Source organism: Psychrobacter sp. PL15 (assembly GCF_035984995.1).
Taxonomy (GTDB): domain Bacteria; phylum Pseudomonadota; class Gammaproteobacteria; order Pseudomonadales; family Moraxellaceae; genus Psychrobacter.
The window spans coordinates 156,549-176,125 of sequence record NZ_JAXCIB010000007.1; the positions used below are offsets into that span (position 1 = coordinate 156,549).

Sequence of the window (19,577 nt, forward strand, 5' to 3'; positions counted from 1 at the left end):
TGGCAACGCTAGCTGTAATGGAAGTGTAAGTTTTCTTCGTTAATCAGGTTCTTTAACTGTTGTAGGTTATCATCATTAGGGTAGACGCGCCAATGCTCAGACAGTCCTACATTGGCAATGCCATAATCCTCATAAATGCTCAGTCCTAGTGGCGTACAGTTGTCATTAATTGAGGCGTCGGTATTACTAAGAGGCTGATTGGCATCGCCTTGGCTCATGCCTCTATCTTGCGCCAATAAGTCATTACCATCTTCGTCATATAGACTGCCACCGCCGTTACTCATAGCAGTGTCATCATAATAATCATGAGATGGGCCATTACTTTGCTCGTCCTCATCAGTGTCGTGGGACAGACGCGGCGCCGGTATTAAGTCAGCTTGAGCTGATTTGAGCAGCGGTTGCAAGCGGGTTAGTAGAGTGATATCGCTACCATGAACCTTAATACTAATTTTCTTTAACCAACGCAAACGGGCATCAACCATGGTCAGGACATTATCAAGACGTGCAAAAAGACGGCCATCACGCTCACGGATACTGCCTTTAATGACCACCACTTCATCAACTTTTAATTGGTCTTTGACCCGGTTAAAACGCTCAGCGTAGCAGCTGACCTCTAATCTTGAGGTACCGTCATCTAAGGTAATCACGTTACGATTGCCAAAGTTAGCCATATCGATGATTAGCCCAGCAAAGTAGCAGCTGCCGTTATAGCCCGTGTCAGTTAGCTTATCGAGACGTGCGCCTGAAGTGTAGCGTTTGAGTTCTTCACGGTATTCATCAATAGGATGACCGGTTAAGTACAGTCCTAAGGTATTCTTTTCTGCTTTTAGGCGATGCTTATCACCCCAAATCAGCTCTGGAGTCATGACTAATGGTGGTGCAGCCACAGCGCCATCCATTTCTCCAAATAAATCCATCATGCCAAATTCTTTATTCTGGCGATCTTGTTCAGCCGCTTGGACGGCGCTCGGTAGCTGACTCATCAAGGCCCCACGGATCTCGTAGGCTTCGTCGTTTGGCAAGTCAGGTCGTAAGGTGGCAGCAAAGTCATCAAAACAGCCCGCGCTCACTAACGCTACTAGGGTACGCTTATTGATTTTTTTGAGATCAACTCGGCGACAAAAGTCATACAAATCTAGGAAATAACCATCGCGGCGGCGGGCTTCAACGATAGATTCAACCGCACTTTCACCAACCCCTTTAATTGCGCCCAAGCCATAAATAATATTGGTTGGGGTATCGGCAACAAAGTGCCACTCACTGCGGTTCACAGAAGGATTGACTACGGTCAGGTCAAAGTTTTCACGGCAATCATTGATAAAGAACACCACGTTATCGGTATTGTTCATATCAGAAGTCAGTACTGCTGCCATAAATTCAGCAGGGTAGTATTGTTTTAAGTAAGCTGTTTGATAGGCCAGTACCCCATAAGCGGCAGAATGCGATCTGTTAAAACCGTAACCGGCGAACTTTTCCATCAAATCAAACACGCCGCCTGAGGTCACCTCATCAATACCTTGCGCGGTAGCGCCAGTGATGAAAATATCGCGCTGCTTGGCCATTTCTTCTGGTTTTTTCTTACCCATTGCACGGCGCAACATATCCGCACCGCCCAAACTATAGCCTGCCATAACCTGTGAGATTTTCATCACCTGCTCTTGGTAGACGATAACGCCATTGGTGTTTTCTAAAATAGGCTCAAGGTTAGGGTGATCGTAAATAACTTCTTCGCGGCCGTGCTTGCGGTCAATATACATCTCTACCATGCCAGCATCAAGCGGGCCGGGTCGATACAGGGCGCACATGGCAATAACATCTTCAATATTGGTGGGTTGCAACTTGGCCAAGTATTTTTTCATACCCATACTTTCAAGCTGAAATACGGCAGTAGTCTTGGCATCCTGAAGCAGGCGATAGGCCTTACTGTCATCTAATGGTAAATCCTCTAACACTAACTCGGCCACACCTTCCTTAGTTCGGCGTAGATTGATATTTTTAACCGCTGCACTAATCACGGTCAAGTTACGCAGACCCAAAAAGTCAAACTTTACCAGGCCAACCGCTTCAACGTCATCCTTATCAAACTGGCTCACGCGGTGACCGTCGTCATCACAGTAAATGGCGCTAAAGTCAGTGATTTTATGCGGTGCAATCAGCACACCACCCGCATGTTTACCCACGTTCCGGCAAATCCCTTCCAGCTTAATGGCCATCTCCCAAATCTCAAGGGCATCGTCATAATCCATATTATCAGGGTTAGAGATCAAGTCTTTCAGCTGTGGTTCTTGCTCAAGCGCCTGGCTCAGTGTTATCCCTGGTGTTTTGGGTATAAGTTTCGACATTTTGCTAGCTAAGAAGTACGATTTACTTTGCGCGCGCGCGACGTCACGTACCACGGCTTTTGCAGCCATAGTACCAAAGGTAATGATTTGTGAGACCGCTTCTCGTCCATAGGTTTGGGCGACATAATCGATAACTTTATCGCGACCTTCAATACAAAAGTCAATATCAAAGTCGGGCATCGATACCCGCTCAGGATTCAAGAAGCGCTCAAATAATAAATCGTAATGTATGGGATCAAGGTCAGTAATATTTAGCGCATAGGCCACGAGTGAGCCGGCACCTGAACCACGACCCGGACCAACCGGGACACCATTGGCTTTTGCCCAGCGGATAAAGTCCATCACGATTAAGAAATAACCAGGAAATCCCATTGATAGAATAATACCCAGCTCATACTCTAAACGATCATCATATTTCTGCCTAATATCGTTCCAATTATCACTACGCGCCTCGATAGGAAACAGCTTCTTTAGACGTTGATCAAGACCGCGCTGAGACTCTGCGCGAAAAAAGGATTCTGTGGTTTCGCCCTCAGGTACTGGGAACTCTGGCAGTACGTTAATACCTAGGGTCAAGGTCACGTTACAGCGAGTGGCCAGTCGTAAGGTATTATCGATTACTTGCGGGATATCAGCAAATAACTGCTGCATCTGCGCTTGGGTCTTTAAATACTGTTCATCTGAATAGGTTTGCGGACGATTGAGATCCGCCAATACATATGAGCCGGCAATACAGACGCGCGCTTCATGAGCATCAAAGTCATCTTGTTCTAAAAAGCGCACATCATTATGGGCAATAATAGGAATGTTGTGTTTAGCGCCGGCATGAATAGCGGTTTTGATAAAGGCGTCTTCACCAGCGCGATTGGTGCGCTTGATCGCAAAATATAAGCGATCTTTAAACTGCGCTTGCCACTCTGTAATCAGTTCATCTGCTTTTTCTGGCATCGAGCTTACCAAAGCTTGACCGACATCCGACTTTTCGGTGAATAATATAATCACGCCTGCCGCATGTTCCAGAATATGGCTGCGCTTAACGATAGGCGTGCCATGATTGGCAGGATCAGCGCGTCCTTCGGTGAAGCCAAGCGATACGATACGGGTAATGTTCTGATACCCTTCATTATCCATCGCTAATAGCATCAAGCGCGAGTCTTCATTTTCCATGATAACTTCACTACCGATGATCGGCTTGATACCGGCACCTAAGCAAGCGCGATAAAACTTTACTGTGGCGTAAAGGTTAGATAAATCAGTCAATGCTAACGCGCGCTGATTGTCTGCCGCGGCCGCCTTAACCAGCGGCTTAATACGCACGATAGAATCGGTAATTGAATATTCGCTGTGCATGCCAAGGTGTACGAATGCCATAAAGGACTCTTACTGATACAATCAAAAAGGGAAGTGTGCTGACTAGGAGTAGAAATAAAGCGTAGTTATTTTTCTAAAAATTATTAGTTATCAATGCTTTATGATGCTACTCAAACAAAAATAAGGCGTTAATAGCCTTGTTTGGTATTCTTAATCTTAGTTGCTAATAATAGCATTATTTGTCGGTGACAGCCACTTATTCAATAGGAAGGCTTTAATTAAGGGCTGCTAAAAGTACACGTTCATTACGTTTCCCAGATCTACACAATGCAGTTTCAATTAACAAGGTTATTCTTTAGAGAGTGACTTTTTAAGCAAATTATTTTAACGCATGGCAAAAATAACAATAACCATCCACACCATACTGATGGCTCGGCTGACTGTCGAATAGCCTTGTCTAAGGGTGAACCACGCAAAAATAATCGGTATTAGTAAGATACCTAACCCTAGCAGGATACTGACTTTTCTTTGTGTTGGATCGGCATTAACATCAACATCAACATCAACACCAACACCAGTATCGTGTATTGGCGGCGGCGGGCGAGCAGAGGTATTATTATCTGGTGCAAGTGGTGGTTGACGTTTAGAGTCACCGTGCGATTGATAAGAAGAGTACGACAGTCCGCTACCGGGAATACCAACCGTACCGCGCGTGCCTTTTTTACCCAAGTTTACAGTCGCACCGCGTTTGCCTACTGAGAGGCTTGAAACGCCTTTTTTAGTCAGATTAATACGCACACCAGGTGCGATTCTAATGCTTTTTCTAAATCGAAAGCCCATAGTTATTGGTCGCTTGTTCGAGGGTGTTAGTACAACATGATACTCATTGAATTGTATTATGGCTACTACAGCTTTACTGAGCCCGTTTAAAATATAGCAAACTAGGTCAGTGTGAGTACAGGGCCTAATATGAATTTATAAACGGCAAAACTTATTAAAAAGCCTTCGCTACCTGGATAGCAACGAGGGTCTAGCTAGATCTCTAGATATTATAACTTCACTTCAAGTACTGGGTGTCACTCACTATCGATCCATCCCGCTGCTGAGCAGTACACATCTACAATTACACATCCACAATTCACATTACTGCGGGTCTAACAATTCAATCCAGTGCTTCACTGGTATTGATGATTTAGTGCTTAAGTGCAGCTGGCAACCAATGTTGGCGGTCACTATTTGTTCTGGATTACCAATCGTTAAATCCGCTAACTTATTGGTCAGTAACTGCTGGCTCATTTCTGGTTGAAGTATTGAATAGGTTCCCGCAGAACCGCAGCATAAATGTCCGTCCTTGGTACGGGTCAGCTCGATACCGGCTTGCTGTAAAATTTGTTCAACTTGGCCACCCAACTGCTGGGCATGTTGCAAGGAGCAAGGGCAGTGTACGGCTGTCTTGCGACCGATCCCTTGTAACTCTAATTGACTCAAATCTTCTTTAAACAATACTTCGCTAAGATCTTTAGCCAGTTCGCTAACTCGTAGTGCTTTAGCTGCATAAGCTGGATCTTGACTCAGTTTCTCGCCATAGTCTTTGACCATAGTGCCGCAGCCAGAGGCACTAATAACAATAGCTTCTACTCCTGCCTCAATATGAGGCCACCAAGCATCAATATTACCGCGCATAAATGCCAGCCCTTCTTCATGAGCAGAAAGATGATAGTTCACCGCCCCGCAGCATCCGGCTTTAGGCGCAGTGAACAGGCCAATGCCTAGCTTATCGAGCACGCGCGCTGCTACAATATTAGTGTTGGGGGTCGCTGCAGGTTGAGCACATCCTGCAAGTACCAACATCTGGCGCGTATGTTGTTGCGTTGGCAAAGAGCGCTTAATCTGTCTGGCGGGTACTTTAGCTTTCAGACTACTGGGCAATAATGGTCGCCCTAACTGTCCCAAACGTAACAAAGTTCCAAAGCGACGTGAATAGGGCAAAACCCTACGTATCAGCCAGCGCAATAGCTTCTGCTGCAAGGGTCGTTCTAGTTGAGTTTCCATGATGCCACGGCCTATTTCGGCCAAGCGTCCATACTTGACACCAGAAGGGCAGGTGGTCTCACAACTACGACAGGTCAAACAACGGTCTAAGTGAGTTTGCGATTTTTCGCTGATATCACCGGTTTCTAGCAGCTGCTTAATCAAATAAATACGTCCGCGTGGACCATCCCGTTCATCGCCCAGCTCTTGATAAGTGGGACAAGTCGCATTACAAAACCCACAGTGCACGCAGCTGCGCAAAATAGAGTCGGCTTCTTCAATTTCTGGGTGATTCAGATACTTCACATTAATTTGGGTACGCATGATGTCCTCTTATTATTACTTTTAGCTATTCCATTCAGCTATTAAGTCTGGCTATTAAATCTAGCCATTACATCCAGCTATAGAGACGACCAGGGTTAAAGATTCCGTTCGGATCGAAGGCGTGTTTAAGTCGTTGGTGGAGTTGACGCAGCGCCTCGGGCTGAGTATGAAAAACGTCTTGTAGTCGATCGCCACCACGATAAAGGCTCACTTGGCCACCAGCACTCTCAGCCAACGCTTCTAATTCATCAACCGCAAAATCACCGCGTAGCCAACGCTGGCTCCCACCCCAATCAAGCAGCCAATCTGCCTCTGGCAAAAAATGTTGGGCATTACTATTGACTGAAAACCGCCATAACGGGGCGTCTTGTCTAGCAAAATAATCCAAGTCCTGCTCACGTAATTGTGTCCATAGATTATCGCCATCTTCTAGCACTGTGCCTTGCCACTGGGTAACAGTACTGTCTACCGCACTACGAGCGCCTTCCAAACGCAAGTAAAGATGATTATCAAACCAACACGCCGCGGTTAGGGGTTTGGATTGTCCCGCCAAACGATTCATCTCTGCAATGGCTTGTACCGCATTCATTTCTTGCTTGAGGGTCATGGTAGCGGCAGGCTTGGGCATTACTTTTAGACTGACCTCGCTGATGACTCCTAAAGTCCCCATCGCGCCAGCCTGCATACGTGAGACATCATATCCCGCCACGTTTTTCATCACTTGCCCGCCAAAGCGCAGTTCTTCTGCACGCCCGTTGATTAAGCGAACACCTAGAACATGGTCTCTTATTGAGCCATTCCATGGTCGGCCTGGTCCCGATAAATGACAAGCCAAAGTACCGCCTAGGGTCGCTCGTCCGTCAAATAATGGCGGCTCAAACGCCAGTCTTTGATTGTGCTCCGCCAAAGCTGCACTGATTTCAAGCAAAGGTGTACCTGCTCGAGCGGTAAGCACCAGTTCAATCGGCTCATAACTGACAATACCGCTATGCTCAGCAAGACTGATGGGCTGACCTTCATGGTACCGACCCATGAAATGCTTACTACCACCACCAATTATTTTTAACGGTGTGCCATCAGTGCTGGCTTGTTTAACCTGTTCGATCAGCTCATGACTGAGGTCTTTATCACTCATGCGGGCTCTCCTTGCTGCATTGGCTCACTTTTACCTATATCGCCTCTGCCTACATCTAGTGCACGATATTCCTGACAATTTTTTAGCACAGGAATGCCTTTACCCGGATTGAGAGTGCCAGCAGGATCAAAGGCGTCTTTAATAGCGTGAAACTGGCGTAACTCCTGCTCGTTAAACTGTACATTCATTTGTCGGATTTTTTCTATGCCTACGCCATGTTCACCGGTAATACAACCACCCACTTCCACGCATAGCTCTAATATGCGACCGCCGAACTCTTCAGTTTTTTCAAAATCGCCGGGCACGTTGGCATCAAATAAGATTAGGGGGTGCAAATTGCCATCGCCGGCATGAAATACGTTGGCCACTCGCAAACCGTAGTGTTCTGAGAGTTTTTCCATTTCAGTCAATACATGAGCAAGTTGGCTGCGGGGAATGGTGCCATCCATGCAATAGTAATCCGCTGATATCCGGCCCACGGCTGGAAACGCAGACTTACGACCTTTCCATAATAAAGCGCGTTCTGCCTCACTTTGAGATACTCGAGTTGAGGTGGCACCCAGCTGAATAAAAAGCTGCTCAACTTCTGCGATTTGTTCTTTAACTTCAGCTTCGCTACCATCTAGTTCACATAACAGCAACGCCTTAGCATCGGTAGGATAACCGGCATGAACGAAGGCCTCGGCAGCTATAATCGCTAGGCTGTCCATCATTTCGAGGCCAGCTGGAATAATCCCTTTGGCAATCACGTCACCTACCGCGTCACCTGCGGTCTGTACATTATCGAAAGCTGCCATAATTACCTGTGCCTTTTCAGGACTCGGTAATAGCTTGACCGTTACTTCAGTCACTATGCCAAGCAACCCTTCAGAACCGGTAATTAAGGCCATTAGATCGAAGCCGTTACTGTCCAATCCTTCGCTACCTATGCTGATCAGATCGCCTTCTACAGTAACCATTTCTACTTTTAATAAGTTATGTACGGTCAGTCCATATTTAAGACAATGGACACCGCCAGAGTTTTGCGCAACATTACCGCCTATCGTACAAGCAATCTGTGAGGAGGGGTCCGGACCATAATACAAGCCATGTATGCTTGCCGCTTCACTAATGGCTAAGTTACGGACGCCTGGTTGTAAGCGCGCGCTACGCGCTAGGGGATCAATCCCAAGAATATGTTTAAAACGAGATAATACCAGCAATACGCCATCAGGATTGGGCATGGCACCTGCACAAAGACCAGTGCCAGCACCACGAGCCACTACAGGAATTTGATAGCGATGGCAGAGTCGCATTATCTCCTGTACCTGCTCGACCGTATCTGGCAACACCACTATTAATGGCATATCACAATATACAGATAAGCCATCACACTCGTAAGGCTTCTGAGTTTCTTCATCACTGATCACGTGCTCAGGCTCAATAAATGCCCGAAACATCTGTACTAATGCGGCCTTATTAGGTCTTTCAATCTGGTTCATACTTTGCTCTCCCTAGCTAACTGGATTGACGATGATTTTCTTACTGTTGTCCAGCTAACAACGCTCACATTCATCGTTAATAAAAAACGTTTTTATTAATACCAACTGAAGATCAACTAAAAATATATCATTTTTAGCCGATGGTTCAAAAATGTCATAGGAATACCATCATCCCAATTTCGATAAGCTCAGCTGTTAGTAATAGGCTACACTAACAGCCTACCAGCTTAGTATCCCACTACGGCTGCATCCACGATACGCGGATCTGAAGATCCATATATACCTGTTGGAGTAATCATAATGGATTGTGTTGAGCCCATTGCTGCTTGCGGACTGACAGTATGACCCATCGATTCTAACTTTTTGATAGTATCGACATTCAGCGCTTTTTCGATACGAATCTCATCTGGTAGCCATTGATCATGAATACGCGGGGCATGAGTGGCTTCAGCGATATTCATATCATGATCGATAACGTTAGAGATAACTTGGGTGACGGTAGTAATAATACGACTACCACCTGGGCTGCCGGTGACGATATAAGGTTTGCTGTCTTTAAATACCAGCGTTGGACTCATAGAAGACAAAGGACGCTTGTCTGCTTCGACGGCATTGGCTTCACCGCCAAGTAGGCCATAACCGTTAGGGACACCAGGCTTGGCTGAAAAGTCATCCATTTCATTATTTAATAAAATGCCGGTACCTTCAGCGACCATGCCCGTGCCATAAGAGAAGTTTAAGGTATAGGTGTTCGCTACCGCATTGCCATCTTTATCAACGATAGAGAAATGGGTGGTTTGATCACTCTCGTACGGTAGTGGGTTATTGGCTTTGACCGTAGCGGCAGGCGTGGCTTTATTGGGATCAATCAAGGCACGCAGCTTATCTGCATAAGGACGCGCCGTTAGCCCATTGACTGGTACGTCGACGAAGTCCGCATCACCTAAGTACTCAGCACGATCAGCATAGGCCAATTGCATTGCTTCGGCCATTAAGTGGATAGTCTGGGCACTATTTTGTCCATACTTATTTATCGGATAGCCTTCTAGAATATTTAGAATTTGGACGATATGAATACCACCAGAGGAGGGTGGCGGCATAGAGACAATCTCATAACCACGATAAGTACCTTTGACTGGCGCGCGGGCGATGGCTTGATAATTGGCTAAATCTTGCAAGCTCATACTACCGCCAGCCTCATTCACTGCCTTGACTATTTTACGAGCAGTTTCGCCTTTATAAAATCCATCTGTACCTTGAGCCGCAATCAGCTTTAGCGATTGTGCAAGTTCTGGTTGTTTTAAGCGCTCACCAGGTTGATAAGCGCTGCCATCAGATTTGAAAAATATTTTTTTGGTACTTGGCCATTTTTGCATACGCTCACTTAAGGCTTCTAAGGACTCGGTCAAGCCAGCGGTAACTTCTATACCCTTCTCTGCTAATGAAATCGCCGGTGCCATCACCTGCCCGCGACTCATAGTGCCATGGTCTTCTAGTGCTTTGAGTAGTCCTGCCACTGTGCCTGGCACACCGATAGCCAAGCCGTGATAACGTGATAAGTCACTGACTGCATTGCCATCTTCATCAAGGTACATATCACGTGAGGCACTGCTCGGTGCTTTTTCGCGATAATCGAGTGCGACTGTCTTGTCTTTATCCGCATCATAAATCATCATAAAGCCACCACCACCTATATTACCAGCGCGTGGAAGGGTCACTGCCAGTGCAAAGCCAACCGCAACACTAGCATCGACGGCATTACCGCCTTGCTTCAGAATCTGTAATCCAACATCAGAGGCAATCGCTTCTTGAGTGGCCACCATGCCATTCCTGGCCCATAGCGGATGCTGGATAGCATCGTTTGAGTAGATGGCTTGGTCGGCTTTAGCGGTAGTTAGAGCCGTGGTCGTGCTAGGTGCTTTTTTTAGACTGTTAGGCGTCGCAACCGTAATACGCTGGGTCTCAGACAGTACGGTCGGCGCGCTAGTCATAATAGCTAGATTTATCGCGCTAGTATTAATGTCAGTGGTATTGGTTACTTTACTGTTGGCGGGCTCAAGAGCATGAGCAGATATGGATACTAGGAAGCTGCTACTAATAAGTAAAATGGCAGCTCTAATGGCTGTTTTGCTTTGAGAATTAAGACGGTGAGACTCTTGCTGAGTTTTTGATAGTGAGCGTTGCATCGCAAAATCCTTTTTACTCGGGAGAGATAAGTTGAGTTGTATTGTGACAGTTATTGGCAAAAGAGACGAATGGTAAATGATTCAAATTAAGTATTAAAAGGGGGCTGGCTATTTAAGCAAGCTGGCTAAGTGACAGGCTTGTTGAATGAATAGTAACAATAGTACCGGCCAGTACAATTGCAATGCCACTTGAACCTCATTAATCTTACCAAGCATACTATAATTTATGCTTAACTGCCTTGGATTTTTTCTGTATAAATTATCTATAAAGTAATGGATTTAAACTGAGCGCTACTGCCAATACACACATGATATAAGATGTTTTTTAGGGTAATTATCACTGAGTTTAAGGGCTGCCCACCTGCACCTCATCGCTTTATATTTTAAGTTTTACACTGGCCTATATTTTACACTTGCCTATACAGACGAGTTCAATCCTCTATTTTTGCGGGCAAATGCTTGTATTGTCCGGTCTAAAGTCAATAAGCTATCAATCAGCACCACAAAAAAGCGCATCAGGATTAACTGATGCGCTTTTTTATGATATTTACAATAGTTGCTATTTTATATATTTCCGATCTGTATAGTCGTGTGGCAGCACCAGTAACTAAGACTAAATAGTATATCAAAATGTAAGAAACATCATTTTTTACTAATGCATTTATGCCTGAGTAATGAAGGATTTTTTAACTTTGATATCGGTAAGTTGATAAAAATTAGTAATATATTTGCGGTTTACAGTACAAATATGTCTAATATATTCATTTTTTAGCATATATTCCGACGAACGGTAGTAAATATGGCTAAAAAGTATTGTTACACTCTCTATATATCCGGTAATATGAATATATAGAGAGTGGTCATAGACTTACAAGACTGAACGTTCTTGTTTCTCAAACGCTAGTAACTGTTACATTTTAGCAAAAAACTTTCAGTCATATAAACTTATAGCCTGTTTTATTTTGTTATTTCGACTCTCTGTTACATGGATTTTATTTTCTATATCTCATAAATTTGTAAGGGAGTACACGTTATGAACCGCAATTATAAAGTTATATGGAATGCCTCTTTGAACTGCTTTATGGCAGTTGCAGAATATGCCAAGAGTCGGGGCAAGTCCTCAGGTGGCGCAGTGAGTTCTAGCTCTAGCGCCTCAGCAGCGGTATCGACAGGCGCACGATTATTGCGCGTAAGTGCTATATGTGCAGGACTGGCTGCATCTGGTCTGAGTATGCAGGCGACAGCAGCTAACGAATATGAGGGTGATATTGGTGGTAACGTTTTTACTGGTTTATACGGTGATCTAAACGTTAAAGGTGGCGAGAGTACTCTTGCCAATCTGACGAATAACAATATTGGCGTGGTCGGAACGGATACTGGCTTCACCAACACTCTAACCATCAAATTGGCTAAAGATCTAACGGGTCTTACTAGTGCTAATTTTGGTGCAGCTCCTCCAGCTAATGGAAATGCTGCAATTTCTGGAGTTACGATTTCAGGTGCAGGTATTAATAACGACGGCAAGCAGATTACTGAATTAGCAAGCGCGGGTAACGTTAAATTGTTGACCAACGCTAAGAATGCAGTCAACGTAACTGACTTGAATAACGCAATTGACGCTAACAAGACACATTTCTACAGTGTCAACAGTACAGATGCAACTGCAGGTAACTACAACAACGACGGTGCGACTGGCGTTGATGCAATGGCAGCTGGTATTGGTGCGACTGCTACGGCTAATCGCGCGGTTGCTATGGGTACCGATGCGTCTGCTATAGGTCCTGAGTCAACTGCTCTGGGTTCAGCAGCACAAGCGTTTGCTGGTTCAGCTACTGCGGTTGGCTTTGGTGCACGAGCGGATCAGTACGGTACAACTGCGATGGGTGTGAACTCTCGCGCTCAAGGCGAGTACAGCACTGCTGTTGGTCAGACAGCCAAGGCTACAGGTGCGAACTCCGTTGCTTTAGGTAAAGGTTCTGAAGCTACAGATGATTCGTCAACTGCTCTGGGTTCAGCAGCACAAGCGTTTGCTGGTTCAGCTACTGCGGTTGGTTTTGGTGCAAGAGCGGATCAGTACGGTGCAACTGCGATGGGTGTGAACTCTCGCGCTCAAGGCGAGTACAGCACTGCTGTTGGTCAGACAGCCAAGGCTACGGGTGCTAGCTCTGTGGCCATCGGCGACGGATCCGAGGCAACCAAGGATAGCAACATTGCATTAGGCAACAGAGCACAGGCGACCGGAAACCAATCGATTGCGCAGGGCAGTAATGCGAAGGCACTCGGAAGCCAGTCAATTGCGCAAGGCACTTACGCCAAGGCAACAGGTAACTTCAGCTCGGCGCAAGGCTATTTCTCTGAGGCGACCCAGTCCGGTTCGATCGCACAGGGTCGGAGTGCAAAAGCATTCGGCGTGAACTCGATTGCGATGGGCACAGGCTCAAAAGCATTTGGTACTTCTAGTATCGCTATTGGAACTGGAAACGTAGTCTCTGGTGACAACTCAGGTGCGTTTGGTGATCCTAACTCAGTTAGCGGTACCGGTAGTTATGCCATTGGTAACAACAATACTATTGATAACGATAACACCTTTGTTTTAGGTAATGATGTCGTTACAAGCCAAGATAACAGTGTAGTGCTGGGCAACGGTTCTAGCGATCGCGCTTTCACAATTGAAACCGGTGCCGGCCAAGCAGTTGGTGTAGTCAGCGTTGGTTCTGATGGCGGCGAGCGTCAGGTTATTAATGTGGCAGCAGGTGCTCTAAACGCAGCATCAACTGATGCAGTTAATGGTAGCCAATTATTTACCACTAACAGTAACGTGACAGAAAATAGAGTTATTTCTCAAGGCAATATGGCCGCGCTTGGTGGTAGCTATGACTCTGTTAATGGTAGTTATACTGCTCCTGTTTATAATGTAATAGTTAATACTGCTACCGGAGCAACATCAGCAGTTGATACTGTCGCTGGTGCTGTGAACGCTCTTAATACTGCAGTACAGACTCCCCTCACTTTTGCTGGTGATAACGGTAGTCCAGTTACTCGTAAGCTTGGTCAAACGCTCAAAGTCAAAGGTGGTAGAACAGTTGCGTCTAACTCAGCAACTACAAACATCAGCGTAACTGCTGATGGTACGGATACCTTATCCGTCAAACTGGCTGAAGACATTGATCTTGGCACTAATGGTAGCGTGAGAATGGGTAGAAATGGGCTACTAAGTGTCAATACTACCGTTAGCGATACTGGCGTTTCCATAGTAAGACAAATAGGGTTTACTCCATTAAGTCGTTCTAGTGCGACTTTAAATAGTAACAGTCTTACTTTTGCTAGCGGTCCATTCGGTAGCCTTACCGGTACTGGCGCTGCTACTTTAAATAGTGACGGTCTGACCATTCTCGGTGGTCCACAGTTCACCAAAAACAGTATCAATGCTGGTGGTAATCAGATTAAGGACGTGACTGCTGGTACTTTGCCAACAGATGCTGTTAACGTCAGTCAGTTAGGTACGGCGGCGGCGGCTTCTAAAACAGAAGTGGTTAAAGGTACTAATGTTACTGTTACCAACACTCCTGGCACTAATGGTCAGAATGTTTACACGGTGAACGCTGATGGCACTACCGTTTCAAGTGCTAATGCTAATGCTTTGACCGTCACTCCTGGTACTAAAGACACAACTACTAACCTAACTGACTACTCAATTGGTCTAGGCACTGATACTGTAGCCAGCTTACTCAAAGCCGATAACTCAGTACAGTATGATAACCCAGCTCAAACCAGCGTAACGCTAGGTGGAGTGGGATCAGTTACACCAGTTGCTTTGACCAACGTTGCTAGTGGCGGTGTCCGTACAGTTGCAGCCAATGCTAATAACGCTGCAAACATTGGTGACTTGAATACAGCAGTTACTGATGTAACTACAGCAGGCTTTGCTATCCAAGCTGCAGATGGTAATACCGTACAAAAGAACCTTGGCCAAGCGGTTGAAGTTGTCGGTTCTAATAGCAACATCACGACTAAAGTTGCTGGTGGTAAAATTGCTATTGCTCTGAATAATGATCTAGATCTAGGCGCTAATGGTAGCGTGACAATGGGTTCAAGTTTTCCAATTGGTCTAGGCCCTGTGACTACCGTTGACCGTTTGGGTGTTAGAACGGGTAATGCACTGGTTAATACTATAGTTAGTGGTGTAGGTGTTACTGTAAGTACCATAAACCCATTTAACCCCCTAAATCCTTCCAGTGCTACTCTCAGCAGCAACGGTCTCAACATTCTTAATGGACCAAGTGTTACTAAATCTGGTATCGATGCGGGTAACAGAAGAATCACACGGGTCTCTAACGGTGTTGACCCAACTGACGCCGTTAACCTAAGCCAGCTTACCGGTTCTGCTGCTGCTGCAAGAACAGAAGTGGTTGCAGGTACTAACGTCGCTGATGTTGAGAAGTCTACGGGCCTTAACGGTCAAGACATCTATACCGTCAATGCCAATGGCTCTAAAACCTCGGCAGGCTCTCTTGCATTAGAAGTAACCTCTACTACTGATGCCAACAACTTGACTGACTATGCGGTTGATCTAAGTCAAGGCACTAAAGACAGCTTAGGTAAAGCTGACAGCGCTATGCAGAATGTCATTACTCAAATTGATGGTGTTACTGTTAAAACCCTTGATAAGGATGACAATACTGCTAACTTTATCACAGGTGATAATATTGCTTTGACAGCTGACAGTTCTGGTATCAAAGTTGCTCTAAAAAACCAAATCGATCTAAGCAGCGCTGGTAGCCTCAAAATAGGTGATGCTTCGCTAACCAATAGTGACGGTAGAGGCTTTAGTGTTAACGGTTCTAAAATCGTTGATGTAGCAGACGGTAATGTCGGTGAATTTAGCAAACAAGCTATTAATGGTAGCCAGCTGTTTGAGACTAACCAAGTTATCGATCAAGGCTTAAAATTCAGAGGTGACAACGGTTCTACTATCACTCGTAAGTTAGGTCAACGCCTAGATATCACTGGTGGTGCGATAGGTAATCTGACTACAGGCAATATCGCAGTAAGCAATGACGGTAGTAATGGTCTGATTGTAGAGCTTGCGGAGAACGTTGACTTAGGCGCAACTGGTAGTATCGAAACTGGCGCAACCACTGTAAATAACGCTGGCATTAGTGTACTTGGTGGCACTCAAGGTAACGGCAATCCTGTTAGATTGACTGAAGACGGTCTATTCAACGGCGGCAATACCATCAAAGGTGTCGCTGATGGCCGTGTTGATGAAACCAGTCAGCAAGCTATTAATGGTAGTCAGTTAAATACAACTAACGATCTGATTGCTGACTTAACCAATGGTGTAACTGGTATCGTTCGCGAAGATAGTGGCAACGGCGCGCTTAGTGTCGGTTCTACGGCAGATGCAACGGGTGATAACTCCATTGCAATGGGTAGAAACGCAATAGCCTCTGGTAAATCTAGTATCAGTATCGGTACTGGTAATGAGGTCTCTGGCAATAACTCTGGTGCTATCGGTGATCCGACTGTTATCACAGGTAATAACAGCTATTCATTAGGCAACGATAATAATATCGGTGGCAATAGATCCTTTACCATAGGCAATGACAATACAATCAGTGGTAATAAATCCTCTACATTAGGCAACGACAACATAATCACTGGTAACAGATCCTTTGCACTAGGTAACAATAATACAATCGCTGGTAATAGATCCTTTGCACTGGGTAATAACATCACTATTGGTACTGGTGTAAATGGTGCGGTGGGTATTGGTAATAACACTTCTGTGAATGCCTCTACTGTAGCAAGTTTTGATCCTACTGGCCCAACTGGCATTGTAGGAACAGCAACTGGCAGCAATGTAGTAAGTATTGGTCGTGCTGGCGACGAACGTCGTTTGACTAATGTAGCCGCTGGTGGTGCTGATACTGATGCGGTCAATGTCAGCCAACTCAAAGCGGTTGACGGAAAAGTTATTCAAGGCTTCAATATCAGCGCCCAAGGTGGTACAGCTGATAATGTCCAATTAGGCGAGACGGTTGACTTCACGACCAACAGTAACGGCAATCTTTTGGTTACCAAAACTACTGATAACACTATTAACTACGATTTAGCTAATGATATTACTGTAGAGAGTGTGACCATTGGTAATGGTACTAATGACACTAAACTAACTACCGATGTTAGAGGCTTGAGTGTCAATCAGTCTAAAATCGTTGACATACTAGATGGTGATGTGACTTCGACTAGTCAACAAGCAATCAACGGTCGCCAGCTGTTCAATACTATCGACGGTGTTACAACCTTAGGTCTAAACTTTGTAGGCGATAGTGGTGGAGTTGTAAATCGTCCACTAGGTCAGACCCTAAAACTCGAGGGTGGTTCAACCGCTACGCTAACCAATAACAATATTGGGGTGGTTAAAAATGGTGTAGACGGTTTAGAGATTAAACTGGCTGAAGCTGTCGACTTAGGCGCTAACGGTAGTGTCAAATTAGGCAATGTTCTACTTAATACTGATGCTAGAGGCTTAAGTGTCAATCAATCTAAAATCGTTGATATATTAGACGGTAATGTTAATGCTGGTAGCCAACAAGCTATCAACGGTCGTCAGCTGTTCAATAATGCACAGTCTGTGGCTAATAACTTCGGTGGCAATTCAAGTGTCAATGCTGATGGTACGGTTAGCGCGCCAACGTATACGGTAAATGGCGCATCTAAGAATAATGTTGGTGATGCAATCACAGCATTAGACCAAGGCTTTACCTTACAAAGCAATGGTAATGGTGCTGCTGCTGTCAAAGCAGGTGATGTTGTTGACATCGGTATCGCTGCTGGTGAGAACAATCTACAAGTCACTAAAACTGGTAACAACATCACATACAACCTCAAAAAGAATCTTGATTTAGGTGCTACCGGTAGTGTTAAATTAGGTAGCGTTCTACTGAATACTGATGTTAGAGGCTTAAGTGTCAATCAGTCCAAAATCGTTGATATAGCAGACGGTGATGTCACTGCGACTAGCCAACAAGCGGTTAATGGTCGTCAGCTGTTCCAGACCAATCAAGATGTAATAGCTGCACAAGGTACTGCTAATAAAGGATTCAATATCAAAGGTGGTAGTAGTACTGCTGATAATGTCCAGCTTGGTGACACTGTCAACTTCACTAACACTGATGGCAATCTAGTCGCAACCAATAGTGACAACGGTATTAACTATGACTTAGCTGATGCTATTACAGTTAATCAAGTCACTATCGGTGACGGAACCAATGATACTGTATTGACCACTGACGGTAGAGGTTTAAGTGTCAATCAATCTAAAATCGTTGATATATTAGATGGTGATATTACTTCTACTAGTCAGCAAGCTATCAATGGCCGTCAGTTAAATAGAACCAATACCAATGTTGCAGGCAATATGGCAGCGCTGGGCGGCGGGGCAACTTATAACCCAATAACCAACGCTTATACGGCTCCAAAGTACACCCTAAACAATGGTAATAATAACGCTAATACCACTGACTATAATAACGTTGGTGATGCTTTAGGTAACCTTGATGGTCGTATGACTAATAACACTACTGCTATAGATAATCTAACTAATGGTACAACTGGTCTCGTTCGTCAAGACAGTGGTACTGGCAACATCACTGTAGGTGGTACAACAGGTGGTACTAACGTAAACTTCTCTGGTACAGCTGGTGATCGTGTATTGAGTGGTGTTGCCGCTGGTTCTGTTGCTGCAGGAAGTAAAGATGCTATCAATGGCGGTCAGTTGTATGCTCAAGGCGCTGGTGTCGCAGGTATCATTGGTGGTACTACAGTTTATAACCCATCTACTGGTAACTTCACGAACGCTAATATCGGCGATACTGGTAAAAGTAGTATTCATGAGGCAATCAAATCTGTCAATACAGCGGCGGCAGCTAAGACCACAGTAACCGCTGGTGATAATATTGTTGTAGATTCAGTACCCAACGGAGATGGCTCTACTAATTATCGTGTATCTACTTCTAAAAACCTAAATGTTGATAGCGTCAAGGCTGATGATGGCGCAGGTAATATAACTACAGTCACTGCTGTTGGTACTAGCGTTACTAACGGTGATTATACTACTAAATATAGTGCGACAGGTTCAAGTCAAACGGATCTTACTGGCAACGCCAATAATATCACAGCACTTGGCCAAACCATTGCTAAAGGCGCTAACATAACAACCGCAACCAGTGCCGGCACAGATGTCACTGACGGCACGAACAGAAGCATCCATGGCGCAAACGGCTTCTCTGCCACTGATGCTGAAGGCAAAAATGGCACGGTCGTTGATCAAACAGGTGTAAGTTTCAGAGACAGCGCAGGCGCTGCCGCTGGTCCAAATATGACCGCAGCCGGTATTAAGGGTGTTGTTGATGGCAGAGAACTTGACGACGCCGTCAACTTCGGTCAGTTAAGTCGTATGGAGAGGAGACTTGGCAATAGTGTCAACGAGTTAGGCTACAGAATTGGTGAGGTTGAAGATGATGCGAATGCTGGTATCTCAGCAGCGATGGCAATGTCCTCATTACCGCAGTCTAATATCGCAGGCAGATCTATGGTAGGTGGCGGTATCGCGACTTATAATGGTGAAAGCGCAGTAGCGGTTGGTGTCTCTAGAGTTTCTGATAACGGACGTTGGGTGATGAAGGTAAGTGGTACTGCGGATACCCAGGGTAATGCTGGTGGATCCATTGGTGCAGGCTTCCATTTCTAATCTAATCAAACG

General features: G+C 45.3%; 7 protein-coding genes. 1 reads left to right on the forward strand and 6 read right to left on the reverse strand.

All coding sequences use genetic code 11. The annotated features are described in order from the left end of the window. Positions 1–8 precede the first annotated feature (8 nt). The 6 genes from dnaE to ggt form a co-directional block, all read right to left on the reverse strand. On the reverse strand, positions 9–3,713 hold the full coding sequence (dnaE, locus tag RCH20_RS08095; protein ID WP_327193224.1) for a DNA polymerase III subunit alpha: 3,705 nt from the start codon (positions 3,711–3,713) through the stop codon (positions 9–11). Positions 3,714–4,037: 324 nt separating this feature from the next. Continuing rightward, positions 4,038–4,493, reverse strand: coding sequence for a DUF4236 domain-containing protein (locus RCH20_RS08100; protein WP_327193225.1), 456 nt, complete (start codon positions 4,491–4,493; stop codon positions 4,038–4,040). Between the two features lie 303 nt (positions 4,494–4,796). Then, positions 4,797–6,008 (reverse strand): glycolate oxidase subunit GlcF, encoded by a 1,212-nt coding sequence (glcF, locus tag RCH20_RS08105; protein ID WP_327193226.1) that lies wholly within the window; start codon positions 6,006–6,008, stop codon positions 4,797–4,799. A 67-nt stretch (positions 6,009–6,075) separates the two neighbouring features. Then, positions 6,076–7,143, reverse strand: coding sequence for a glycolate oxidase subunit GlcE (gene glcE, locus RCH20_RS08110; RefSeq protein ID WP_327193227.1), 1,068 nt, complete (start codon positions 7,141–7,143; stop codon positions 6,076–6,078). After that, complete coding sequence (locus RCH20_RS08115) at positions 7,140–8,624, reverse strand: FAD-linked oxidase C-terminal domain-containing protein (RefSeq protein WP_327193228.1); 1,485 nt, start codon at positions 8,622–8,624, stop codon at positions 7,140–7,142. Before RCH20_RS08115 ends, glcE begins: the two co-directional genes overlap by 4 nt. 227 nt (positions 8,625–8,851) lie before the next feature. Then, on the reverse strand, positions 8,852–10,810 hold the full coding sequence (ggt, locus tag RCH20_RS08120) for a gamma-glutamyltransferase (protein ID WP_327193229.1): 1,959 nt from the start codon (positions 10,808–10,810) through the stop codon (positions 8,852–8,854). Between the two features lie 1,033 nt (positions 10,811–11,843). Here ggt and RCH20_RS08125 point away from each other — a divergent pair. Then, positions 11,844–19,565, forward strand: a complete 7,722-nt coding sequence (locus tag RCH20_RS08125) for a YadA-like family protein (protein ID WP_327193230.1) — start codon at positions 11,844–11,846, stop codon at positions 19,563–19,565. The last annotated feature ends 12 nt before the right edge of the window (positions 19,566–19,577 follow it).